We start from the raw sequence: 23,091 nt of genomic DNA on the forward strand, positions 1-23,091 counted from the left end.
TTCACTTCTTGGTGAGCGTGACCTCCAGCTTGTTGCCGGGGCCGGAGGTGATGGCGGTGATCAGGCCGGTGAGGAACCCGCAGCCGGTGAACTGCGGGATGCCGTACGTCGCGGTCAGCTTGCCGCCCTTGAGCGGGTCGAACCCGGCCGCCGAGGCGAGCGGGACGTCGGCCGGCTTCACGGTGTGGCAGGAGGTCGACGACAGGATCGGGAACCCGAACACGCGGACCTTGGTGAGCTGGACGTCCACCTGCGCGTTCGCCTTGACCGCCCCGCCGGTGAGCGTGCCGTCGATCGCGCCGACCTGGACGAGCTTCACCGTCGCGGACGCCGGGATGAAGCCGAGCACGCGGAAGTCCACATCGGACTTCGGCAGCGCGAGCCGGGCGCCGAACTTGCCGGACGCCGCGTCGAGCTTGGCGTCGAGGCTGCCCGGGCCGAGCGGCAGCGTGGCGTGCAGCTGCTTGAGGGTCGACTTGCCCTTGACCGAGTACTTGACGTCGATGCCGCCCGGGGGCGTGGTCGGCTGGGTCGTCGGCTCCGTGGTGGGTGTCGTGGGCTCGGTGGTCGGCGTCGTCGGTTCCGTGGTCGGGGTCGTGGGCTCCGTGGTCGGGGTGGTCGGCTCCGTCGTGGGAGTGGTGGGCTCGGTCGTGGGTGTTGTCGGCTCGGTGGTCGGGGTCGTCGGTTCCGTGGTGGGAGTCGTGGGCTCGGTCGTCGGGGTCGTCGGCTCTGTGGTGGGAGTCGTCGGCTCCGTGGTCGGAGTCGTGGGCTCCGTCGTCGGGGTCGTCGGCTCCGTGGTCGGAGTCGTGGGCTCGGTCGTGGGAGTGGTGGGCTCCGTCGTCGGCGTGGTGGGTGTCGACGGCGTGGTGGGTGTGGTCGGGGTCGTCGGCGTGGTCGGCGTCGTCGTGCCGCCCGCCGGCTTGACCTCGAACGTGCCCAGCAGCTGGTTCTGGCCCGGGACGGCGACGCAGTCCGAGGTGAACGTGCCGAGGTCGGTCGGCTGGCCGTCCGCGGTGCGCGGGGTCATCGTGGTGCTGAAGTTCCCGACCGTCACCGACGCGGTGCCCGGGCTCGGGAACGTCACCGCCGGTGCCTTGCCGCTGCTCTTGACGTGGAACGCGCCCGACGGCGGCACCGGCGTCGACGCGATCGTCAGGGGCAGGTTCAAGTTCAGCGTCTTGTCGACCGGGTACTTGAGCTGGGCCGCGGCCTTCGCCGACCCGTCCAGTGACGTGGAGCCGACCAGCGCCAGGCCCTCGGTCGCGGTCTCCGGCACGGTGACGTCGACGTCGAACGTGATCGGCGTCGACGACGAGCCCGCGACGGCGTCGTCCGGCAGGTTCGTGTCGATCTTGACCGCCAGGACCTGGTCGCCGATCAACGGGAACGGGCAGTTGTAGTTCAGCGTCAGGCTCACCGGTGCGGCCTGGGTCGGCCCCGCCCCGACCAGCGCGACGGTCGCCGCGATGCCCGCGACGGTCGCGACCGCAAGGCCGTAGGCGGGCTTTCTCGACTTCCACGGAAACTTCACGGCGCGTCACCTCGGGGAATGGGGGAATTTCAGCGAAAAGTACCTCCGTAAAACCGGGTTAACAAGCAGACCCGAATTCTTTGTCACGTGCAGGGGATCGCCCCCTTCGCGAAGGGTCACGCAGGTCAGCGGTTGTCACTTGCGGACGGTTCGCGACCGCGAAAATTGTCACGCGCACGGCGAATGGCGGCCATCTTCTTGCCCGTCACCACCGGGTCCGGATACCTTTTTTCCGGGCAGGGAAAGGAGCGGCCATGAACCAGCCGGTCATCGCCGTGACCGACCTCGCGAAGCAGTACGGCGAAGTCACCGCGCTCGCCGGGATCAGCCTCAGCGTCGCCCGCGGCGCGGTGCTGGCGGTCCTCGGCCACAACGGCGCCGGGAAGACGACGCTGATCGACATCCTCAGCACGCGCGTCCGGCCGAGCGCCGGCACCGCCCGCGTCTGCGGCTACGACGTCGTGCAGCGCGGCCGCGCGGTCCGGCGGCGGATCGGGGTGACCGGCCAGTTCACCGCGGTCGACGACGCCCTGTCCGGCCGCGGGAACCTCGTGCTGATCGCGCGGCTGCTGGGCGCGAAGCCGCGGCAGGCGCAAGCGCGGGCGGCCGAGCTGATCGCGTCGTTCGGCCTGGAGGACGCGGCGGACCGCCCGGCAGGCACCTACTCCGGCGGGATGCGACGGCGGCTGGACCTGGCCGCGGGCCTGGTCGGCGCACCGCAGGTGCTGTTCCTCGACGAGCCCACCACCGGGCTCGACCCGGTCAGCCGGTCCGGGCTGTGGTCGGTCGTCGAAGGCCTCGCGGCGCGGGGCACGACCGTCGTGCTGACCACGCAGTACCTCGAGGAAGCCGACAGGCTGGCCGACCACGTCGTCGTCCTCGGCTTCGGGCACATCACCGTGTCGGGGACGCCGTCGCAGCTCAAGGCGCGGCTCGGCAACCGGACGGCCACGCTGACGTTCGGCACCGAACTGGCGTTGCGGCGTGCGGTGGACGCCCTCTCCCGCCTCGGGCTCGCCGCCGGCCGCACCGGGCTGGTGCTTTCGGTGCCGCTGAGCGGGCCGGGCGACATCCCGGTGCTGGTGCGCGCGCTCGACGCGGCCGGCGCGCCCCTGCGGGACCTGACGGTGACCGAGCCGACCCTCGACGACGTCTACCTTTCGCTGCACCGGACGGCGGTGGCGTCGTGACGCAGGCCCGGCACCGCGCGGCGGTGGCCGCCCTCGCGGACCCGGCGGCCTGGCCCGAATCCGGTTTCTGGACACAGGTCCGCGTGCTGGCGGCCCGATCGCTGCGCACGGCGTTCGGCGACCGGCGGCTGGTCTTCTTCGGACTTCTGCAGCCGGTGGTGCTGCTTCTGTTGTTCAGCCAGGTGTTCAGCGGTGTCGGGGCGCTGCCGGGGGTCGCGGCGTACCAGGGTTACGTGAACTTCCTGGTGCCGGCGACGCTCGTCACCATCGCGATGACGACGGCGATGAGCTCGGGCGCGGGCCTGCTGGCGGAGATCTACGGCGGCTTCACCGGCCGGCTGCGGTGCCTGCCGATCTCGCTGTTTTCGGTGCTGGTGGCCCGGACCCTGGCCGACTCGGCCCGGCTGGGCGTCCAGCTGGTGGTGACGGCCCTGGCCAGCGTGGTCTTCCTCGGCTTCCGGCCGGCGGGCGGGGTGCCGGGGCTCGCGCTCGCGTTGCTGCTGACGATGGTGGTCGGCTGGTGCCTGAGCTGGGTGTTCGTCGCGATCACGACGTGGCTGCGCAAGGCCGAGACGCTCCAGGCGGCGTCGTTCGTGGTGATGTTCCCGCTGATGTTCTCCTCCAGCGCGTACATGCCCCTGGACACGATGCCGGCGTGGGTCCGCGCGGTCTCGGCGGTGAATCCCCTGACGTACGCGATCGACGCGACCCGCGCGCTGGCCTTGGCCCGCCCGATCGGCTGGTCCGTGGCAGCAGCACTGGCGATCGCCGCAGTGGCGGCGGTGGCGGGCTCTTCGCTGGCGGCCCGGACCTTCCGCACGCGCGCTTAGCCGAGCGATTCCAGGTGGGACGCCGCCTCTTCCGCGCCGCCCGCCGCCTCGAAGGACTCGCGGATGCGGGCCGCGCCTTCGCGGCACGGCTCCACCGACTCGATCGCCTTGCGGATGTCCGCCGCCTTCGCGCGGTCGAACCGGATCCGGACGCCGGCCCCCGCCGCCGTCACCTGCTGGGCCAGCATCGACTGGTCGTCCCGGATCGGGGCCACCACCAGCGGCACCCCGGCCGCCAGTGCCTCGCACACCGTGTTGTGCCCGCCGTGGCAGACCACCACCGACGCGCGCGCGAACACCGCCACCTGCGGGATCCGCCGGGCCAGCCCGACACTTTCGCTGATCAGCTGACCGGCCGGGTCCACGACGAGCCCCCGCACGGACGGCATCCCGGCCAGCGCGTCCACGCTCTCGGCGAGGAACCGCGACCCCGCCGAAGCGTTCGACGTCCCCAGCGTCACCACCACCAGCGGCCGATCGTCCACAAGAGACCACTCTCCCGAAGCGGCCGGCAGCGCAGGACCGACGTAGGCCACCGGAGCCGCGAGGCGAGACGGACCGGCCAGCGCCCGTGTCGTGAACGCCAGCACCAGGTGCGGTGAGAACCGCAGGTCACCGAGCAGGACGCCGTGGCGAGCGCGCAGTCCTGCCTGCAGCTCGTCCACCCAGGACGCGATCTTCGGCAGGGCCCGCAGCGGATCCGCCAGTTCGGTGGACGTCGACGCCGACGTCGCCCACGGCAGCCCGCACCGCTCGGCCACCAGCGCACCCGCCATCGCCTGCTGGTCCACCACGACGACATCGGGCGCGAACGACGATACGGCCTTCAGAACTCCGGGAACCATCGCGTCCGCCAGCGGAACCAGGTACTCCTCCCACAGGTACTTCAACGCGGCGAAGCCCCGCAAGTCCGGTGGCCGCCGGGAAAGCGAAAACGGCGAAGAGTCCCCACCCGGGAACACGCGGCCGGAGACCAAAGTGGACACTTCCGGCTCGGGGCCGCACCAGGCTACGGAATGACCCCGCGCCTCGAGCACCGAAGCCACCCCTCGCAACGGTGCCACGTGCCCGGCCAGCGGCGGCACGACCAGCAGGAACCTCACGCCGCGTGCCGTTCGATCCAGCGCAGCACCAGTTCGCGCACCTCTCGGTGCTGCTCCACCAGCACCGAGTGCCCCTGCCCTTCGAACACGTGCAGCTCGCCGTTCGGCAGCACCGACGTCAAGGCTTCGAGGTCGTCGGCCTGGTAGCCGTGACTGCCCAAAATGGACAGCACCGGGCAGCCGATCGCCGCCACCTGCTCCCACGTCAGCAACGGCCCGAGCGGCACCTCTTCGGCCATCTTCGTCGACGTGATCCGCTCGGCCGCCATTCGCGCGAGCCGCCGGTGGTGGGCGCTGAAGTTCGCCTCGATCCAGTCGAAGCTCTCCTCCACCTGGAGGAACTTCACGGTGTGCGCGAGGATCTCCGCCATCTTGCCCGCCCACACCTCGGTCGCGGGCTCGGATTCGATGCACACGATGCTCCGCACACGATCGGGGTTCGCCACCGCGTAGCTGTAAGCGAGCGTCCCCCCGAAGCTGTTGCCCACCAGGTGCACCGGCCGGTCCACGCCGAGCTGCGTCAGCAGGTCGTCGAGGTCGGCGACGAAGTCCCCGAGCGTGTACCCGCGCACCGGCCGCTCGGTCTTGCCGTGCCCGCGCAGGTCGTAGCTGATCACGTCGATGCCGGCGGCGGCCACCGGCGGGGCCAGGGTGAGGTAGAAGCTCGCCAGGCTGTCGGTGCCCATGCCGTGCAGGAACACCACGGTCTCGGTGCCGCCGGCGGGCACGAGCTGCACGTTGGTGCGCAGCCCGTTCACGGTCATCGTGGGCACGTGCGCTCCCCCACGAACCGGGCGATGTCGCCGACGGTCAGCCCGATGACGTCGTCGAGGTCCTGCTCCGCCAGGTATTCGGCGAGGTTGACCTCGGCGCCGAAGTGCTCGGAGAGGATGCTCGCGAAGGTCACCAGGTCGATGCTCTCCAGCTGCAGGTCCTCGTGGAACGTCGTCTCGGGCGTGATCTCGATGCCGAGCACGTCGCCGACGAGCTCGGTGAGCAGCTCGGCGACGACGTCGAAGGTCGCGGACGCGTGGTCGATGGTCATGACGTGCTCCTGACGTGTGCGATGGCGGTGTCGCCGGTCAGCTCGACCGTGACGGCGAAGTCCGGGAGTGCGCGGCCGCGGCCCGACACCCGGCCATTGGTGTGGACGCGGATCTCCGCCGGGTAGACGGGTTCGGCGAGCCGGACCCGGACGGCGTCCTTCGCCGCGATGCGCTCCAGCAGCCAGCCGCGCTGCCGGCGCGGGGGCACGGCGGCGAACTCGGCACGTTCCTCGGCGCTGAGGTAGATGCCGGCATAGATGTCCCGCGCGGCGACCGTGGGCCAGCGGTCGGTGACGGCGACCGAGCCGTCGTCCCGCCGTTCCGCGAGCTGGTGGCGGTCCGGGAACGCGTACACGCGGTGAGCCGCGCGGTCGCAGGGGAACCGGACGTCCCGCCAGCCCTCGATGCTCGCCAGCACCCGGCCGTCGCGCACCAGCTCGGCGTCCATCTCGAGCACGTCCGGACGAGGCAGCCGGACGCGGATCAGGCAGGAGACCCGGGTGCCGGGCGCGGGTTCCGGCCCGTGCCAGGTGAGGCGGCCGATCGACCGCGGGAAGGCGAGCAGGCCGTCGGAGCGCGCGGCCATCAACCAGCAGCCGAGCAGCTGGCCGACGTTGTCGAGCAGCCCGCCGGGCGCTTCCGGGACGACGAGTTCGCCGCGGATGTGCTGTTCGCCCAGGCCGATCAGCCGGGACAGACCCCGGTAAGCCGGGCCGTGGAACATTTCGCGCTGCGCGTAGATCTCCTCCGCGGTCAGCGGTGGTGTCGTCTCCGGGCCGGGCACCCCGGCCGGCGACGGCGGCGGGGCGAACGTTCCCAGCTCGACGGTGAGCAGCGCGTACGGTCCGATCTCTACACTCACGCGGTCGCCCTCGCGGCTCATCGACAGCGGCACCCGCTGCGCCGGCGAGGCGATCAGCCATCGGGAGAACACGGCGTCGCGCACCGCGACCGCCGACGTGCCCGGCCACGTGCGTTCGGCGGCCCGGCAGGCGAGGTCCACCAGTGTCGTCGCCGGCACCACCGGCCGGAAGTCGGACTCGTCGGGCCAGTCTTCACGTTGCCGGAAGAACCGGTGGTCCCGCAGGTACGGCATCGCGGTCAGCGACACGTCCACAGTGGACTCGACGCGCCGGCTCGCGGCCGCCGCGATGACGTCCGCCGCGGTCCGGCGGGTCTCGGTGAGCAGCGCGGTGAACTCGGCGACGATCGCGTCCGGCACCCCGGCGGGCAGCGCGTGGTCGTCGAGCAACCCACGAGCCGACTCTCCCAGCGACAGCAGGGAGTTCCCGGTGGCGAGCCGGATCTGCCGCGGCTCCAGGGCCGCGAAGTCCGGGTTCCCGCCTTCGGTCCACAACGCGGTCGCGACGCGGCGCAGCTGGGCGAGCCCGGACCGGGTGCCGGACGCCGCCGCGACGACGAGGTGCCGCCGCTCGCCCAGCGTGTCGGTGACGTACGAGCCGAGCTGCCCGGCGCCGACCTGGACGAACGCGCGGAACCCGGCGTCGTGCAGGGCTTCGGTCAGCTCCCGGAACCGGACCGGGCGGATCAGGTGCACGAGGTAGAGCTCGCGGACCGCGTCCGGCTCGGCCGGGTAGGGCCGCGCGGTCGTCGCCGACCACACCGGCAACGTGGGCTCGCGCAGGTCCAGGTCCGCGGCGAGCCGGGCGAACGGCGCGAGGTGCGGCCGCATCAGCGGGGTGTGGAAGCCGGACCGGAACGGCAGCGTCCGGGCCACGATCCCCCGGCCACGGCAGATGTCGGCGAACTTCGCGACGGCGTCGGGCGGGCCGCACACGATCGTCTGCTTCGCCGCGTTCTCGTGGGATACGACAAGGTCTCCCGGGAGCACGTCGGCGATCCGGGCGACCGGGCAGCCCAGCACCAGGTAGTCCGCGTCGGGCAGTTCGAACCCGTCGGGCCAGTAGCGCTCGAGCAGGCCCGGCTCCGCCCGGTACATCCCGGCGGCCTGCATCGCGGTCCACTCGCCGACGCTGTGCCCGGCCAGCGCGTCGGGCCGGATCGCCAGCCGCCGCAGGGCTTCGTCGAGCACCAGCCCGGCCGCCGACACGCTCGCCGCGCGGTCGAGCACGCTCGCCGTGGACCACTGTGGACGGTCGAGCCCGAAGTGCTTCGCGATGTCGTCGATGCGCGGTTCGGCGCCGGCCTCCAGTCCCGGGTGGACGAACGCGATCTTCCCGTCCGGCAGCAAGGGATCGACCGAGCACCACACGTCGCCGCCGCCGTGCCACGACCGGCCTTCGGCGGCCACCTTGGCGAGCACCTTCCGGGCCGTGGCCAGCTTGCGCTCGTCCGGGCCGACGATCCCGATCCGGCAAGGGCCGTCGCCTTCCTCCGGCCGGTCGAGCCGGTCCAGGAGTTCGCCGGGGGTGTTCGCGGCCAGCCGCAGCACGCGTTCCGGCTCGTCGACGCGCACGCGCCGCTTCGGCGCCGGATCCCCGGCCGCCAGCACGACGTGCGCGTTCACGCCGCCGAAGCCGAACGCGTTGACCGCGCCGACGCGCGGGAGCGTGCCCCACGGCTCGGCCTCGGCCAGCACCCGGAACCGGGTCTTGTCGAGCAGCGGGTTCGGGTCGGCGCAGTGGAGCGTCGGCGGCAGCACCCCGTGGTGCAGTGCGAGCGCCACCTTGACCAGCCCGGCGACGCCGGCCGTCGGCAGCGTGTGCCCGATCATCGACTTGACCGAGCCGATCACCGAGCGCGGCCCGTCGGCCTGGCCGAAGACGTCGGCGACGGTGGTCAGCTCGGCGGCGTCCCCGGCGGGTGTGGCGGTGCCGTGCGCTTCGAGCAGGCCGATCTCCGCCGGGTCGAGGCCGGCCCAGGCCCGCCGCAGCGCGAGGGTCTGCCCGGCGACGGACGGGCTGAGCAGGCCCGCGCCGCGCCCGTCGCTCGACGTGCCGCTGCCGCGGACCACGGCGTACACGCGGTCGCCGTCACGCCGCGCGTCGGCCAGGCGCTTGAGCACGACGAGCGCGGTGCCCTCGCCGATGAGCATGCCGTCGGCCGCGCGCGAAAGCGGGCTGATCCGCTGGCTCGGCGACAGCGCGCCGAGCTGGGTGAACAGCGACCAGAGCGTGTCGTCGTGCGTCTGGTGGGTGCCCCCGGCCAGCACGACGTCGCAGCGGTGCCGGATCAGCTCGCCGATCGCCTGGTCGACCGCGACCAGCGAAGACGCGCAGGCGGCGTCCACTGTGTACGCCGGGCCGCCGAGGTCGAGCCGGTTCGCGACGCGGGCCGCGGCCAGGTTCGGTACCAGCCCGGCGGCGGTCTCCGGCCGGAACTCGCCGAGGGGCTCCAGCAGCGCCGTCCGCAGCCGGTCGAGGACGTCCGGCCCGGCCGACGGCAGGAGCTCGCCGACCGTGCGGGTGATCTGCCGGACAGTGCGGACGCGCTGGTCGAAGCCCCGCAACCCGGGCGAGAGGTAGCCGCCGCGGCCGAGCACCACGCCGATGCGTTCGGGGTCGCCGAGCCGGCCGAGACCACCCGCGTCGTCGACCGCGGCCACGGCGACGGCCAGCGCCGTCAGCTGGTCCGGCTCGGTGCCTTCGAGCGACGTCGGAGGGACCCCGTGGGCGACCGGGTCGAACTCGAGCGTGTCCGGGGCGAACCCGCCGCGGCGGCCGTGGGTCCGGTCCGGCGCGGTGGCGTCGTGGCCGTGGAACGCCGGGTCGCGCCGGTGCGGCGGGATCTCGGTGACGGCGTCGACGCCCTCGGCGAGGTTCCGCCAGTACTGGTCCACTGTGGACGCGCCGGGCAGGAACACGCCCATGCCGACGATCGCGACCCGCTCCTGGGTCACCACAGCGACGCCGTGTACAGGACCGCGCGGTCGGTGCCGTAGGCGAGTTCGCGCAGCAGGGCGGCGGTGCCCTCGGCCGGGTCGAGCAGGCCGACGGCACGGCGCTCGTACTCGCGCGCGAGCTCCGGCGACACCATGCCGCTGTGGTCGTCCGCGGGTGCCCACGGTCCCCAGTGGACGGTCACGGCCCGGCCGGGCCGGCTCGCCGCCAGTGCCTCCAGGGCGTCGTTCGCGGCGGCGTAGTCGGTCTGGCCGCGGTTGCCGAGCACGGCGGCGATGCTGCCGAAGAACACGACGAACCCGGGTTCGGCTTCGAGCGCGTCGAGCAGGGCTCGCGCACCGTCCACTTTGGTCTCGTAGACGGTCCGGAACGACTCTTCGTCCTTATCGGCCATGAGCTTGTCGTCGATCACGCCGGCCGCGAAGACGACCCCGTCGAGCCGGCTCGGCAGGTTCTTGACGAGGCGGCACACGGCGTCCGGGTCGCGCACGTCGAGTGACGTGTACCCCGCCTTCCCGCCCGCAGCGCGGATCTCGTCGAGGGTGCGCCCGATTTCGCGCTGGGCCAGCACGGTCCGCACACGGCGTTCGATGCCGGCGACCGGGCCGCCGCGCCCGGCCAGCACCGCGCGCATCGCGGTGGGGTCTTCGGGCAGGTCGTCCGGCTCGCCGGGCCACGCCGTGCGGCCGGCCAGCTCGATCCGGCAGCCGGACGCGGCGAGCGCGACGGCCGTGTGCGCGGTGATCCCGCGGGCCCCGCCGACCAGCAGGACGACGGAGTCCGGGCCGAGGCCGAGTGCGGCCAGCTCACCCCCGCCCGGCCCGGCACCCGAGTACGCGATCGACCCGAGGTCCGCGGGCCGCGGCTCGATCGTGAAGCGGCCGGCGTCGTCGTGGCCGACCACCGCCGGGCCGTCGCTGAGGGCTTCGTCGACCAGCACCTTCGCGACGTCTTGGGTGGCTTCGACGAGCCGGGTGACACCGTCGCGTTCCAGCGCGGCCGAGCGCACCAGGCCACGCAGCCCGGGCACGGCGTCCGGTTCCGCCGCCACGAGCACGGTCCCCCGCACCGCCTTGAGCTGGGTGAACACGTCCGTCAGATCCCGGGCGAACAGCACGGTGAGGTCGGCGTCCCCGGTGACGACCTCCGCCCCGGCCGCGGCGAACGCGGCTCCCACGGCGTCGTCCGGCACCGCGACGGTCTTCCCTCGCAGCCGCCCGGGATCCGGGTCCAGCGGGACGGGCACCCGGTCGAGCCGGTACCGGGTGGGCGCGACGGCCGCCGGGACGGGGTTCAGCCAGGCCTCCAGGTGCGCGGCCAGCGCGTCGGCGGTGCGGTCGCGGCTGAGCTGGTCGGTGCGGTCGTCGGCCGGGAGCCCCAGCCGGGCGAGCAGCGTGCCCGCGATCTCGGTGCGCTTGATCGAGTCGATCGAGAGGTCGGCTTCGAGGTCGAGGTCGCCGGCGATCATCTCGGCCGGGTAGCCGGTGCGTTCACTGATCACGCCGATCACCGCGGCGCGGACGTCGGCTTCGGCCGGCTCGGGCTGCGGTTCCGGTTCCGGTCGTGGTTCGGGCTCGTGGATCACGACGGGTGCGGGGGCGGGCGCGCTGCCGAGGTAGCCGAGCATGACCTCCCGCTGGGCGGCGACGAGCTCGCGGGTGGTGCGCAGGAAGTCGACGACCGCCTGGTCGCGGCCGGGAGCGGGCTGGGTCATGGCGGAACTCCGGATTCGTCGGGCCGGGGGCAGGGACGGGGTCTCGGCGCCGGGCGCGCGGGCGGACCGCCCGTCGACGGCCCAGGCGGTCGGGGACGGCGCGGGAGGTTCGGCCCGTTGCAGGCGTTCGGTGCGGACGTCGACACCGGCTCGCGCGAGGGTGCGCAGAGCGGTCAGGAAGGCGGTGAGGTCGGGACCGCAGGCGACGGCGGTGTGCGGCCGGTCGCCGAGGATCTCCCCGACCAGCCGGGTGAGCACCCGGCCCGGGCCGACCTCGACGAACGTCCGGGCGCCGGCGGCGTACATGGCTTCGATCTGGTCGAGGAACCGGACGGGGGCGCCGATCTGGGCGGCGAGTTCTTCTCTGACGCTTTCGTAGGGCTTCGCGGTGCGGTTGGCCCAGACGGTTCGCTGTGGGTCCCCGATGGGCTCTTGGGCGAGTTCTCGTGCGAAGACGTCTCCCGCCCGGGCGACGAGCGGGCTGTGGAAGGCGCAGGCGACGGGGATCCGCTGGGCCGCGACACCGGTCTCGCGCAGCCGCCGGATCGCGCGTTCGATGGCTGGAATCGGTCCGGAAAGGACGACCTGTTCGGGCGCGTTGTGGTTGGCGATCACGACGTCGGGGCCGAGGAGAGTCGGGGTGAGCAGGTCACGGTGGGCTTTGACCGCCGCCATGGTCCCGGGCCGGGCGGTGTCGGCGATGGCGTTCGCGCGGGCCCGGCTCAGCCGCAGGAGGGTCTCGGTATCGAAGGAACCGGCGACGGAGAGGGCGACGAGCTCACCGTAGCTGTGCCCGGCCAGGAAGTCCGGCTCGACGCCGACTTGCTGCAGCAGCCTCGCGACGGCGGTCTCGACGAGCCCCAGCGCGGGCTGGGCGACGCGGGTGTCGGTGAGGGCTCGTTCTTGCGCTTCGGCGGTGTCGGCGTCGAAGGCGTTGGGGGGAAACGCTTTCGCGGCGACGTCGGGGGCGAGCTTGAGGAGATCGGCGAGTTCGGGGAAGTGCACGAAGAGCTCGGCGAGCATGCCGGTGCGCTGGCTGCCTTGGCCGGGGAAGAGAAAGGCAACTTTGCCCGGATCGGCCTTGCGCACACCGACGCCGCTTGCGCCGGCCTGGCCCGGGCCCGCGTGCACGGCCCCGCGGCCGATCTCGGCAAGCACTTCCTCCGCTTCCGGAGCCCAGTCCCGCAGTCCGTGCCGGCGGTCCGGGGCCACCGGTCCCGCCCCCAGTACCGCGTGGAAGTTCGTCCCGCCGAAGCCGAACGCGCTTACCCCCGCCAGCCGGGCCGGATTCGCCCATGGCCGGGCCGCCGTCGTGAACGTGAACGGGCTCGTCTCCGGATCCCAAGCCGCGTTCGGCTGGCTCACGTGCAACGTCGGCGGCACCACCTCGTGCCACAGCGCCAGCGCCGCCTTGATCAGCCCCGCCAACCCCGCCGCGCACTTCGTGTGGCCGATCTGGCTCTTCACCGACCCGAGCACGCACGAACCCGGCGAAGCACCGGCCGCGGCGAAGAACCCCGTCAACGTCCGCAGCTCGGTCGCGTCGCCGACCACCGTCCCGGTTCCGTGCGCCTCCACCAATCCGACGTCCACGGGGGACACTCCGGCGTCCCGGTACGCCCGCTCCAGTGCCCGGTGCTGCCCCTCCGGCCGTGGTGCGGTCAACCCCAGCGCCTTGCCGTCGCTCGCCGCACCCACGCCCTTGACCACCGCGTAGATCCGGTCTCCGTCGCGCTCGGCGTCGGACAGGCGCTTCAGCACCAGGCACGCGACGCCCTCGCCCAGCGCGATTCCATCGGCCGCCGCGTCGAACGGGCGGCAGCGGCCCGTCGGGGACAACGCCCCCGCCGAGGTGAACATCAGGTAGTCGTGGATGCCGTTGTGCAGGTCGACCGCGCCGCACAGCACCAGCGAACTCGTCCCCGCCCGCAGCTCCTTCGCCGCGAGGTCGAGCGCGGCCAGCGACGACCCGCACGCGGCGTCCACCGTGTAGTTCGCGCCGCCGAGGTCGAGCCGGTTGGCGATCCGGCCGGAGATGACGTTGGCCAGCGTGCCGGGGAACGTGTCCTCCGTCGGTGCGGGCAGCTGGGCGAGCAGCTCCGGCGGCACCTCGTCGAGGTAGCCGTCGAGCAGCGACCGCAGCGTGCCCGCGTTGGCGAAGTCGCCGCCCGCCTCCGCGCCGAACACGACGCTCGTGGTCTCGCGGTCGAAGTCACGCTCGGCGTAGCCGGCGTCGGCCAGCGCCCGGTGCGCGGTCTCCAGCGACACGAGCTGCGCGGGATCGATGCGGCCCATCGCCGACGGCGGGATGCCGTGGTCGAGCGGATCGACCTCCAGCGGCGGCAGGAACCCGCCCCACTTCGATGTCGACTGTCCGAAGTAGACCGCCGGGTCCCAGCGTTCCGGCTGGACCTCGGTGACCGCGTCCTCCCCACGCAGGACGTTCGACCAGAACGCTTCGAGGTCGGGCGCACCCGGGAAGGTGCAGGCCATGCCGATCACGGCGATGTCTTTTATGTCCGGTTCCGAAGCGGCTTCCGAAGCGCGGGCAAAGGTTTTCCCGGACGTGACGTCGGCGTGCAGGCCGGCGATCGTCGTCCGGCGGTCGCGCAGCACGGCGACCTGACCGGCCATGTACATCCCCTCGGCGAGCTGGGTGGCGTCGTCGAGCCGCTCGCCGTCACGCCGGACGCCCTTGCTCGCGACGCGCAGCCGTCCGGTGTTCAGCTCTTCCAGCCGCTGCCACGCTTCCTGCGCGGGCACGTCGCGCAAACCGGCTTTGACCTGCTCGAACTCGGCCGTGTACGGGCTCGGCAGGCACCGCGTGCGATGCCCCGGCGCGGTCTCGAGCGTGACGGTCGCCTCGGCGGCCAGTGCGCGTTCCTGGAACAGGCCGGTGATCGCGCCGTGCGTCACCGCCTCTTCGGTGAAGAGGTACGCGGTGCCCATCAGGACGCCGACGGCGTCGAGCGGCGCCGCCATCGCCGTGACCATCGCGGCCGACCGGGCGTCGTGGATCCCGCCGGCGAACAGCACCTCGACGTCCTCGGCCGCGCCCAGGACGGCCAGTTGTTCCTCCCACAGCTCGAAACTCGCCAGCGGGCCGACGTGCCCACCGCATTCGGCGCCCTCGAAGACGAACCGGCGGACCCCGGCGTCGAGGTACTGGCCGAGCAGGATCGGCGACGGGACGTGCACGAACGTCGCGATCCCCTCGGCCTCCAAAGCCTTGACCTGCCCCGGTTTCCCGCCTGCGACGAGCACGCACCGCGGCCGCGCGGCGTGGATCGCGGCGAGCTGTTCGACGCGCAGGGCGTCGGACACGAACCCGAGGATGCCCGCGCCCCACGGCCGGTCGCCGAGGCGTTCGGCGGTGCGCGTGAGCAACTCGGTGGTGCGCGTGCCGTTCGCCGTGGCCACCGCGACGAACGGGAACCCGCCCGCTTCGGCGACCGCGGCCGCGAACCCCGGCTGGTCGCTGACCCGCGTCATCGGCCCCTGGACGACCGGGAGCGCGCTGCCCAGGGTCCGGCACAACCGCGTCGCCGGCCCGGCCGCGGGAACTTCGGCACCGACGACCCGGCGCACGCCGGTTTCCGTCGCGGACGGCAGCACCACGCCCGCCGCACCGCCGGCGAGCGCACCGACCGCGGTGCGCGGCCCGGCGGCGGTTCCCCACACCGGAACGTCGAAGGCGGTCAAGAGCTGTTGCAGCAGAACGAAATCACTCAGCTCACCACCGCGCGCGACCAGCCCGAGCGCACCGCCGTTCACCGCTTCGGCCGCCGTGACGACGTCCGCGACCTCGGCGAGCGCCCCGGTCCACGGCGCTCTCGTGCGGACGGCGAACGCCACGCCCTCGGGCAGCGAACCGTCCGTTCGCACCCCGTACGGCACCCGGACCCCGGCCGCGACCCGCCGCAGCGCGGCCGGATCGGCACCGTCGAGCACCCCGAGGCCGCCGCCGCGCGCGACCGCGGCGACCACGCCGGGGTCGCCGAAGCCCAGGCACCGCAGCCGTCGGGCGTGCGACGGCGGGACGAGTTCGGCCATCGGCTGACCTCCTGTGAGCGGGGTGGGTGATCTTCACCGAACCGTTTCCAGGAATAACGTACCGAGCCCGTGGAAAGCAATACTCGTGCTAGGCTGCGAAAGTGTCAGACAGCGCGCAGTTAGCGTCCTGACCAGCACTTTTATCACTTGCATAGCAATCGGGAAATACATTTTTCGCACGTGGATGACAATGCCACCCCGAATTACTGGAGCCCGCGTGGAACTGACCGGACGGGTCGTCGTGCTGACCGGCGCCGCACACGGAATCGGGGCCGCCATGGCGCGGCGCTTCGCCGCCGAGGGCGCGGCCGGGGTGGTCGTGTCCGACGTCGACGCCGCGGGCGCCGGGCGGGTGGCGGACGAGATCGCCGACGCGGGCGGGCGCGCCGTCGCCGTGACCGCCGACGCGACGTCCAAAAAGGACCTGAAGACGCTGGTCGCGGCCGCTCGCGCCGAGTTCGGCGAGGTGGACCTGTTCTGCGCCAACGCGGGCGCGGCGTTCGGCACCGGCGTCCACGCGGCGGACGAGCAGTGGGCGAAGTCGTGGGAGATCAACGTCATGCAGCACGTCCACGCCGCGCAGGTCGTGCTGCCCGCGATGCTCGCGCGCGGCGAAGGGTACCTGCTGATCACGGCGTCGGGCGCCGGGCTGCTCGGCACCCCCGGCGACGCGCCGTACTCGGTCACCAAGCACGCGGCCGTCGGCCTCGCCGAGTGGCTGGCGATCACCTACCGGCCGCGCGGGGTGCGGGTCAGCGCACTGTGCCCGCTCGGTGTCCGGACGGCGCTGCTCGAACCCGGCATCGCCGCCGGCCACCCGGCCGCGCTGGCGATCGCCGCGGCGGCGCCGCTGCTCGAGCCCGAGGACGTCGCCGACGCGGTCGTGCGCGGCCTCGGCACCGAAGAGTTCCTGATCCTGCCGCACGCCTGCGTGCGGGAGTCGTTCGTGCGCAAGGCGGGCGCGGTCGACGCGTGGATCGACGAGATGGCCGTCCAGGGAGGCTGACGTGGAGTACCGCAGGCTCGGCGCGAGCGGGCTCGCCGTGAGCGAGATCGCTTACGGCAACTGGCAGAACGGTTCCCGGCCCGGCTGCGTCGCGGCGGCGCTCGACGCCGGCGTCACGACGTTCCACACCGCGGCGGCGTGGGACGGCGGCGCGGCGGAAGCGTCCTTCGGCGAGGCGTTCTCCGGGGTGCGCCGCGACGAGATCGTGCTGTGCACCGGGGTGTTCTGGCCCGAGGGCCCGGGGCCGAACGACGCCGGCCTGAGCCGCAAGCACGTGCTCGCGTCGCTGGAAGGCTCGCTGCGGCGGCTGCGCACCGACCACGTCGACGTCTACCAGCTGCTGCGCTTCGACTACCGCACGCCGGTCGCGGAGACGTTCCTCGCGCTCTCGGATCTGGTGCGGCAGGGGAAGATCCGGTACGTCGGCACGGCGGAGTGGACAGCCGAGCAGCTGCTGCAGGCCCACGAGGCGGCTGCCCGGTACGACGTGCCGTTCGTCGCCAACCAGCCGCACTATTCGATGCTCTGGCGGGTACCGGAAGCGCAGGTGATGCCGGTGGGCGAGCGGATCGGGGTCGGGCAGTTCGCGTCGGTGCCGCTGGCGCAGGGCGTGCTGACCGGCAAGTACCGGGACGGGCGCGTCCCGGCGGGCTCGCGCGGGGCCGGGCCGGCGCACGCGCGGCCGCTGCTGATCCCGGAGCTGCTGGAACGGGTGGAGCTGCTGCGCGGCGTCGCGGACGACGCGGGCCTGACGATGGCGCAGCTCGCGCTGGCGTGGACGCTGCAGCACGAGACCGTCGCCTCGACGGTGGTGGGGGCGAGCACGCCGGAGCAGGTCACGGAGAACGCGAAGGCCGCCGGTGTCCGGCTGGACCTCGACGTGCTGACCCGGGTCGACCAGCTGCTCGGCAGCTTCGTCCAGACCGATCCGCGGCTGGTGTGGTCCCCACCGGCGTTTTCGGGGCGTTAGCCCGAGCCGAGGCAGACGAAGGGCCGGCGGAACGGGTCGACGGCGATCGCGTCGGCCAGCGCCAGGGCGGGGCTGTCCCGGACGGCCAGCGCGCGGTAGTAGTCGTCCATCGCGGCCGCCGAGGCCAGGTCGCCGACGCGGGACAGCGGCGCGATCACCGTGCGGGAGCCGCTGGCGAGCAGCGCACTGGCGAAGCCGAGGGCTTCGTCGCCCGGCCGGATCCGGTTGAGCGCGAGCTCGCAGGCGGCGAAGACGACCTGGCGCGGCGGTTGCCGCAGCCCGGCCATCTCGTGCCCGAAGAGCGCGCCGTCGGCGAGTTCGAGCCGGGAGAACAGCGCGTTCTCGGGCTCGTGCGCGCCGTGGGCGGCGAAGTGCGCGAGCTTGGCGCCGTCCATCGCGCGCAGCACGGACTTCACGGTGGCCTTGGCGCCGGTCATGGTCGTCGCGGTGCGGTAGTGGGTGGTCAGCTTCTCCAGCTCACCGCGTGCACCGGCGAGCCCGGGGCCGCGCACGAGCACGATCTTGCGGGCCCGCGGCGACTTCGTCAGCTCGGCGGCGAGCCAGGCGGTCGCCGACGGCGCGACGACGGTGGGCCGCCCGCGCAGCCCGGGCAGGACGCCCCACGGCACGGCGTAGAGCGGCCCGGTGGGGACGATGACCAGCCGGCGGTCGCCCAGGAGGTCCGCCAGCGGCTGGATGAGCTGGGCGTCGAGCTTGTCGGCCTGCTTGCGCGCGGAGGCCATGACGACCTCGGCGAGCCGTTCGGGCAGGTTGTCGGGCGCGAGGGCGTCGAGGTCGACGTTGAGCACGCGCGCGGACTCGGCGGCGGCCTCGGCGGACCCGAGCCGCACGAGCCGGCACTCACCCCCGGCGACGACGACGGCGACGAGCTCGTCCCCGGAGGCGGCGAAGCTGACCAGAGCCCGTTCCCCGAGCTGCGCGACGACCTCCCCGAGCCCGGCCACCGGCCGCGGCCGTCCCCAGCGCCCGGTGTGCCAGCCGAGCCGCTGGGCCTCGCGCAGGCGTTCGGTGTACTTGGCCCGCAGCCCGGCGATGGGGTGGCCGTCGTGCTGGGCTTCCTGGATGGCCTGCCCGAGGCCCCGAACCTCGGCCACGCGCGCGGCGAGCTCGGGATCGGTCCCGGCGGAGAGCGGTTCGTAGCGGTAGGTCTGCGCGCGGGTCCGTTCGAGCCAGACGAAGAGGCGCCGGGCATCGTTGCGTTCGAGCACGAGCTTGACGGCGAGATCGGCGAGCTCCTGGCCGTGGAGCGCGGTCCCGGAGACGAGGTCGAGCCCGCCCATCCGGTCGCGAACGGCGTCGAGCTCGGTGAGCCCGGACCGGATCTCGGTGAGCGCCTTGGCCCGGTTGTCCTGGGCAACGGCGAGTTCGGCCCGGCAGAGGCGGCGCAGCATCCGGTAGTCGATGGGGGTCAGCTGCCCGGGGCGCGGGACTTTCCGGAGGGTTTCGACGGCGCGTTTGAGGTTGCCCCGCCGGATGTCCAACCGGACGGCCAGCATTCGAGCGGTGGCAGCCTGGTCGGCGAGCTGGGGGGTCGGCATCTTGTCGGCCGTGTTGATCGCCCGGGTCGGCAGTGCGGCCGGGATGTGGTCCGCACGCAACGCTTCGCGGGTGTCCGCGTGCAAGCCGACGACGGTCGCGTTGGCCGTGCACGTGCGGCATCCCGCGCGCTGCATGCCCCGGCGCGCGGAGGACGCCATCTGCCGGGCGAGTTCGAGTTCGTCGTTGAGCAGCGCGGCGGACGCCCGGTGGAGCTCCGCGAACGCCAGCTCGCGAGTGATGACCTGTTCGTTCCGCATGAGTTCGAGCACTTCGTCGAGGTGGCCGGCGGCTTCCTCAGCCAGCCCCGCGGCCAGGAGCGCTTCCGCCTGTTCGAGGCGCAGCAGCGGCGGAATTTCCCGGTCCAGGGCGCGGTAGGTACGCTCGCTCTCCTCGTACAGCCGCAGTGCCTCCGGCACGTCACCGGTTCGATGGGCCAGCCCGCCGAGGGTCCGCCGGACATCCGCGGCGACGGAACCCAGCTCGTACTTTTCGGCGAGCTCGATGGATCGGGTCAGATCCGCCCGTGCCAGGGCGACGTTGCCGAGCTTCGTGTGCGACCACCCTCGGGTGGAAAGGGTCTGGACGAAGGCGCCCATCCGCACTTCCGGGTCGGGGCCGTGCTCCAGCCGGTACTCGTGGTGCGTGATCGACTCGTCGAAGTACCCGATGCTCTCCTCGTAGCGCCCGACGGTCATCAGCTTGACGGCGTAGTTGTGGTTGAGCGAGCCGTCGAGCTCGGCCCGCAGGACCGGCTCGGAGACGGTGCTGACCAGCAAGCGCACGTCATCCAGCCCGGCCAGCCCGGCCGGCACGTCCCCGGTGATCTCGGTCGACATCGCGGCCAGCGTGCTGGCGAGCCGGATGCGGGTCACCAGCCAGTCGGTGCGGTGCTCGTCCGGCACCGGGTGGATGGAGTCCAGCATGCCCATCCCGCGGCGCAGCAGCCTGACACCCTCGCGATAGCGCCCCACGCACGAGGCATCGGTGGCATCTTTCTGAAGGGCGCGGACCCTGTCGATGACACCGGGCGGGTCCAGGTTTGTCACAGGCACTCCCCTATGACAGCACAGCTCGTGACGAAATGACGCCCGCCTACCGGTCGAAGATCGGCAGGCGGGCGATCACAGCTTGATGAAGCTCAGCGGGCGACCTGGTAGCAGGGCGACCCGCAGTTCGGAGTCACGACCGGGCCGTCCTTGAGCGGCGGGTGGTCGATGTGCACCCAGCCGTGCTCGTCGGCCTCCGGGTGCGGGACCACCGGTCCGGCCTTCTCGACCGGCTCCGGGGTTTCCTCCGGCTTGGTGTCCGTGGGCGTCGACATGGTCGATCTCCTCTCCCCTGGGGATCTGCATGGGGCCGCTCGCCGTGACGGTGAGTCCCCGTCGCGGGGCCCTCTCCCCGCGAATGGGCCAATAGTTCCACAACGGAGCAATGATCGGGAGAGTTTTCGCTACTGAAAGTCAGCCCGGGCCGCGTGAACAGGCCAAACGTCTCGGCCGGAACGTCCTAACGAGTGAACTCTGTAACGACGTCCATTGCGGACGTGCATCCCGCCGGGTGGCCGAGTGCGGGCCGGGGCCGTCCGGGGTGAGGGGTTAAGCCGGGTGCACACGGCGACCCTTGCCCTCGGCCGGCGGCTGTCTGGTTCGGCCGGAGGTGTGGGCTTTGGTCGGGTTGCTCGGCGTTGGCTGGAGATGGCCTGGGGCCGGCGGTGCCGGCTACGCGCCGGACCTGCCTTGGCCTTGGCCTTGGCCCTGGCCCTGGCCCTGGCCCTGGCCCTGGCCCTGGCTGACGGTCGCCGAACCTGCGCACGCCTGCTTCGGGCACTCGATTGTGCCGCCCGCTTGCGGTCGGTCCGCTCCACCGCCGGCCGCCCGATTGCGGCGGCCGGTTGCGGGCGGTCTGCTCCACTTCCGGCCCCGCCCGCCCCTAACCGCCCCGCACCAACCCGCACCAACCCGCCCCGCGCCGACCAGCCCCTCCCCTTCCGACTACGCGCCGGGCTGCCCCTCGCCGACCGGCGCTTCTTGCCGGCTCTGCGTCTCGCCTGTCCGCACCGGCCTCGCGCTCGGCGATCCCTGCTGGCGAGACCAGTGCTCTCCTCGCCGTCCGGCCGGGAGAGTCCTTTGTGGACCCTTACTCGTCACGCCCGCTGGTCTGTCACCGCCTTGTGGATTGCTGCTACCAGCCTCACGTTCTCCGGGGCCGCTCCGCCTGGGAATGCGAACCTGCGGCGGTTGTAGCCGTAGGCCAAGCCGCTGCGGGGGTCGGCGAATGCCTGGGAACCTGCCGCGCCGCTGTGGCCGAATGCTCCCTGCCCCAGGACCGGGTAGTCGTCCGAGACGACTGCGAAACCCAGGCCGAATGCGTTGTGGTTGCGGGTCGACAGGTCCGCTCCGATCGAATGGATCTGGGCGAACTCCGCCGCCGTCTCCGGGTTCAGGAGGCGGTTGGGGCCCGTGATCGCCGCCGCGTACATCCCTGCCAGGCCTCGGGCCGATGCCACGCCGCCCACCGACGCCGGGCTCAGCCTGCGGACCACCTTGAGGTTCGGGAGGTCCCAGAGCTCCGGTCCCTTCGGGTGGTTGCGGTTGAACGCGATGCCGCTGATGCTGTCCGGGCCCGTCGCGTTCGCCTCCAGCTCGGCCAGCTGCTCCGGGGTCGGCAGCATCGGCTGCGTCGTCAGGAACCGCGGCTCCAGCTCGTCCGGCAGCCCCAGGTAGAAGTCCAAGCCGAACGGCTGCCGGATGCGCTCCTCGTAGTGCTCCTGGATGCTGCGGCCGGTCACCCTCCGCACGACCTCGCCGGTCAGGGCGCCGATCACCAGCGCGTGGTAGCCGAACTGCGTGCCGGGGCGCCAGTACGGCCGCTGCGGGGCGAGCCGCTCGGCGATCACGCGGTCGTCGGCGATCTCGTCGGCCGTGAAGCCCGCGTCCGCGCCCACGACGCCGGCGCGGTGCGCGAGCAGCTCCCGCAGCGTGATCGCGGCCTTGCCCGCCGCGCCGAACTCCGGCCAGTAGTGGCTGACCCGCTGGTCGAGGTCGAGCACGCCGTCCTGGACGAGCAGCGCCACCACCAGGTGCGCCGCGCCCTTCGTCGAGGAGAACACGCCGGTCAGCGAGTCGGCGGTGATCTCGGGGCCGGTCCACAGGTCGACGACGCGCTCGCCGTCGACGTGCGCCACGAGCTGGGCGGCGTAGTCACCGCCTTCACCGGTCGCGACGGCGGCGAACTCCTCTCGGACGGACTCGAACCCGTCGGCGACGGTCCCCTGGATGTGCTCGGACGACATGGCGGCTCCCTCAGTGATCTTTCGCCTGTGCCTGGAACCAACCTACGCAGCGGCGGGGTATTCCACGTAACGCCGAAGCAGTTCGCCAAGATGTTCCCGGCATGGGGGAACCGGAGTTCGAAGCCGAACCGGCCGAAACCACGCGACCCGGCCGTGGCCTGGCGATCGCGTCGCTCGCGATCGGCGCGTCCGGGCTCACGCTCGCCGTCGCCACCTGGGCGGCCTGGCTGATCGTGCGGCCGCCGGTCGTGACCGCGTGGGTGTACTCCTGGGTCGCGCAGGCGTTCGTGCTGGTCCTCGGCGCACTGTGGTTCGCGTTGCTGCCGATCAGCGTGCTGGCGCTGGTCTTCGGCGTCCACGCCGGTGCGCGCACCCGGCCCGGTCCGGGCCGGATCGGCGCCACGCTCGCCGTCGTCACCGCGCTGCTCGCGTTGTCGGGGGCCGCGGTGTTCGCGACGACGTCGTGGCGGCAGGTCGGCCCGCCCGTCGCCTACTTCGACACCCAGACCGGTCCGGCCCGGTAGAAGTCCCGCGCCGGCGGGTACCACCGGATCATGAAGCTGACCTCCACGGTGCTGGGCACGCCGGAACCGCGTGTCCTCGCCGAGTTCTACTCGAAACTGCTCGGCTGGCCGATCAAGACCGACGAGCCGGACTGGGTGACGTTGCGCCCGGACGACGGCGGTGCCGGGCTGTCGTTCCAGCTCGAGACCGACCACCTCCCGCCGGTGTGGCCGCCCGCCGGCGGCGCCCAGCAGATGCAGATGCACCTCGACATCGAGGTCGACGACCTCGACGCGGCGACGGCGGCCGCGACCGCCGCGGGTGGCGTGGTCGCGGACTTCCAGCCGCAGGCGGACGTCCGCGTCTGCTTCGATCCGGCCGGGCACCCGTTCTGCTTTTGGACGCGCACTTGAGGTGACGCCCCGCGTTCGCCCGATCACAGGATCCGCTATGTTCGCTTGAGGTCCTGTT

The 23,091-nt window shown here is 72.8% G+C and carries 15 protein-coding genes; 6 read left to right on the top strand and 9 right to left on the bottom strand.

Annotated elements, in window-relative coordinates:
- Position 1: 1 nt before the first annotated feature.
- A complete protein-coding gene (locus QSK39_RS02685) occupies positions 2–1,531 on the bottom strand; it encodes a DUF6801 domain-containing protein (RefSeq protein WP_285476068.1) in 1,530 nt (509 codons plus the stop codon).
- Positions 1,532–1,785: 254 nt separating this feature from the next.
- On the opposite strand from QSK39_RS02685, the gene QSK39_RS02690 reads away from it, so the two are divergent.
- Together QSK39_RS02690 and QSK39_RS02695 are read left to right on the top strand one after the other, a co-directional pair.
- A complete protein-coding gene (locus QSK39_RS02690) occupies positions 1,786–2,721 on the top strand; it encodes an ATP-binding cassette domain-containing protein (protein WP_285476069.1) in 936 nt (311 codons plus the stop codon).
- On the top strand, positions 2,718–3,551 hold the full coding sequence (locus tag QSK39_RS02695; RefSeq protein WP_285476070.1) for an ABC transporter permease: 834 nt from the start codon (positions 2,718–2,720) through the stop codon (positions 3,549–3,551). Before QSK39_RS02690 ends, QSK39_RS02695 begins: the two co-directional genes overlap by 4 nt.
- Here the strand turns inward: QSK39_RS02695 and QSK39_RS02700 are convergent.
- The 5 genes from QSK39_RS02700 to QSK39_RS02720 are packed head-to-tail and all read right to left on the bottom strand — an operon-like array spanning position 3,548 to position 15,288.
- Positions 3,548–4,654 (bottom strand): glycosyltransferase, encoded by a 1,107-nt coding sequence (locus QSK39_RS02700; RefSeq protein WP_285476071.1) that lies wholly within the window; start codon positions 4,652–4,654, stop codon positions 3,548–3,550. The two genes, QSK39_RS02695 and QSK39_RS02700, sit on opposite strands and share 4 nt — an antisense overlap.
- Positions 4,651–5,427 (bottom strand): alpha/beta fold hydrolase, encoded by a 777-nt coding sequence (locus QSK39_RS02705; RefSeq protein ID WP_285476072.1) that lies wholly within the window; start codon positions 5,425–5,427, stop codon positions 4,651–4,653. Before QSK39_RS02705 ends, QSK39_RS02700 begins: the two co-directional genes overlap by 4 nt.
- Positions 5,415–5,699: an acyl carrier protein gene (locus QSK39_RS02710; protein ID WP_285476073.1), complete on the bottom strand. Its 285-nt coding sequence runs from the start codon at positions 5,697–5,699 to the stop codon at positions 5,415–5,417. The genes QSK39_RS02705 and QSK39_RS02710 overlap by 13 nt, the downstream gene beginning before the upstream one ends.
- A complete protein-coding gene (locus QSK39_RS02715) occupies positions 5,696–9,523 on the bottom strand; it encodes a beta-ketoacyl synthase N-terminal-like domain-containing protein (RefSeq protein WP_502873235.1) in 3,828 nt (1,275 codons plus the stop codon). The genes QSK39_RS02710 and QSK39_RS02715 overlap by 4 nt, the downstream gene beginning before the upstream one ends.
- On the bottom strand, positions 9,517–15,288 hold the full coding sequence (locus tag QSK39_RS02720; protein ID WP_285476075.1) for a type I polyketide synthase: 5,772 nt from the start codon (positions 15,286–15,288) through the stop codon (positions 9,517–9,519). Before QSK39_RS02720 ends, QSK39_RS02715 begins: the two co-directional genes overlap by 7 nt.
- Positions 15,289–15,505: 217 nt before the next feature.
- Between QSK39_RS02720 and QSK39_RS02725 the strand changes: the two genes are divergently transcribed.
- Positions 15,506–16,294 carry an SDR family oxidoreductase gene (locus QSK39_RS02725; protein WP_284745794.1) on the top strand — a complete coding sequence of 263 codons (789 nt, stop codon included), beginning with the start codon at positions 15,506–15,508 and terminating at the stop codon, positions 16,292–16,294.
- Between the two features lies 1 nt (position 16,295).
- Positions 16,296–17,264: an aldo/keto reductase gene (locus QSK39_RS02730; RefSeq protein WP_285476076.1), complete on the top strand. Its 969-nt coding sequence runs from the start codon at positions 16,296–16,298 to the stop codon at positions 17,262–17,264.
- On the opposite strand, the gene QSK39_RS02735 is transcribed toward QSK39_RS02730, so the two are convergent.
- The 3 genes from QSK39_RS02735 to QSK39_RS02745 form a co-directional block, all read right to left on the bottom strand.
- Positions 17,261–19,870 carry a CHAT domain-containing protein gene (locus QSK39_RS02735; protein WP_285476077.1) on the bottom strand — a complete coding sequence of 870 codons (2,610 nt, stop codon included), beginning with the start codon at positions 19,868–19,870 and terminating at the stop codon, positions 17,261–17,263. The genes QSK39_RS02730 and QSK39_RS02735 overlap by 4 nt on opposite strands.
- Positions 19,871–19,962: 92 nt before the next feature.
- Complete coding sequence (locus QSK39_RS02740) at positions 19,963–20,145, bottom strand: hypothetical protein (RefSeq protein WP_285476078.1); 183 nt, start codon at positions 20,143–20,145, stop codon at positions 19,963–19,965.
- 822 nt (positions 20,146–20,967) lie between these two features.
- Positions 20,968–22,116, bottom strand: coding sequence for a serine hydrolase domain-containing protein (locus tag QSK39_RS02745; protein ID WP_285476079.1), 1,149 nt, complete (start codon positions 22,114–22,116; stop codon positions 20,968–20,970).
- A gap of 101 nt (positions 22,117–22,217) precedes the next feature.
- Here QSK39_RS02745 and QSK39_RS02750 point away from each other — a divergent pair, with 101 nt between their 5' ends.
- Positions 22,218–22,640 (top strand): hypothetical protein, encoded by a 423-nt coding sequence (locus QSK39_RS02750; protein ID WP_285476080.1) that lies wholly within the window; start codon positions 22,218–22,220, stop codon positions 22,638–22,640.
- A 30-nt stretch (positions 22,641–22,670) separates the two neighbouring features.
- Positions 22,671–23,033: a VOC family protein gene (locus QSK39_RS02755; protein WP_285476081.1), complete on the top strand. Its 363-nt coding sequence runs from the start codon at positions 22,671–22,673 to the stop codon at positions 23,031–23,033.
- Positions 23,034–23,091 lie beyond the last annotated feature (58 nt).

Origin of the sequence: Amycolatopsis sp. NBRC 101858 (assembly GCF_030269325.1) — a bacterium.
Taxonomy (GTDB): Bacteria; Actinomycetota; Actinomycetes; order Mycobacteriales; family Pseudonocardiaceae; genus Amycolatopsis; species Amycolatopsis ponsaeliensis.

Excerpts from the sequence above, each read along its gene's own strand:
- QSK39_RS02690 (WP_285476069.1), top strand. The coding sequence starts at position 1,786 with ATGAACCAGCCGGTCATCGCCGTGACCGACCTCGCGAAGCAGTACGGC.
- QSK39_RS02710 (WP_285476073.1), bottom strand. The coding sequence starts at position 5,699 with ATGACCATCGACCACGCGTCCGCGACCTTCGACGTCGTCGCCGAGCTG.
- QSK39_RS02720 (WP_285476075.1), bottom strand. The coding sequence starts at position 15,288 with ATGGCCGAACTCGTCCCGCCGTCGCACGCCCGACGGCTGCGGTGCCTG.
- QSK39_RS02740 (WP_285476078.1), bottom strand. The coding sequence starts at position 20,145 with ATGTCGACGCCCACGGACACCAAGCCGGAGGAAACCCCGGAGCCGGTC.
- QSK39_RS02745 (WP_285476079.1), bottom strand. The coding sequence starts at position 22,116 with ATGTCGTCCGAGCACATCCAGGGGACCGTCGCCGACGGGTTCGAGTCC.
- QSK39_RS02750 (WP_285476080.1), top strand. The coding sequence starts at position 22,218 with ATGGGGGAACCGGAGTTCGAAGCCGAACCGGCCGAAACCACGCGACCC.
- QSK39_RS02755 (WP_285476081.1), top strand. The coding sequence starts at position 22,671 with ATGAAGCTGACCTCCACGGTGCTGGGCACGCCGGAACCGCGTGTCCTC.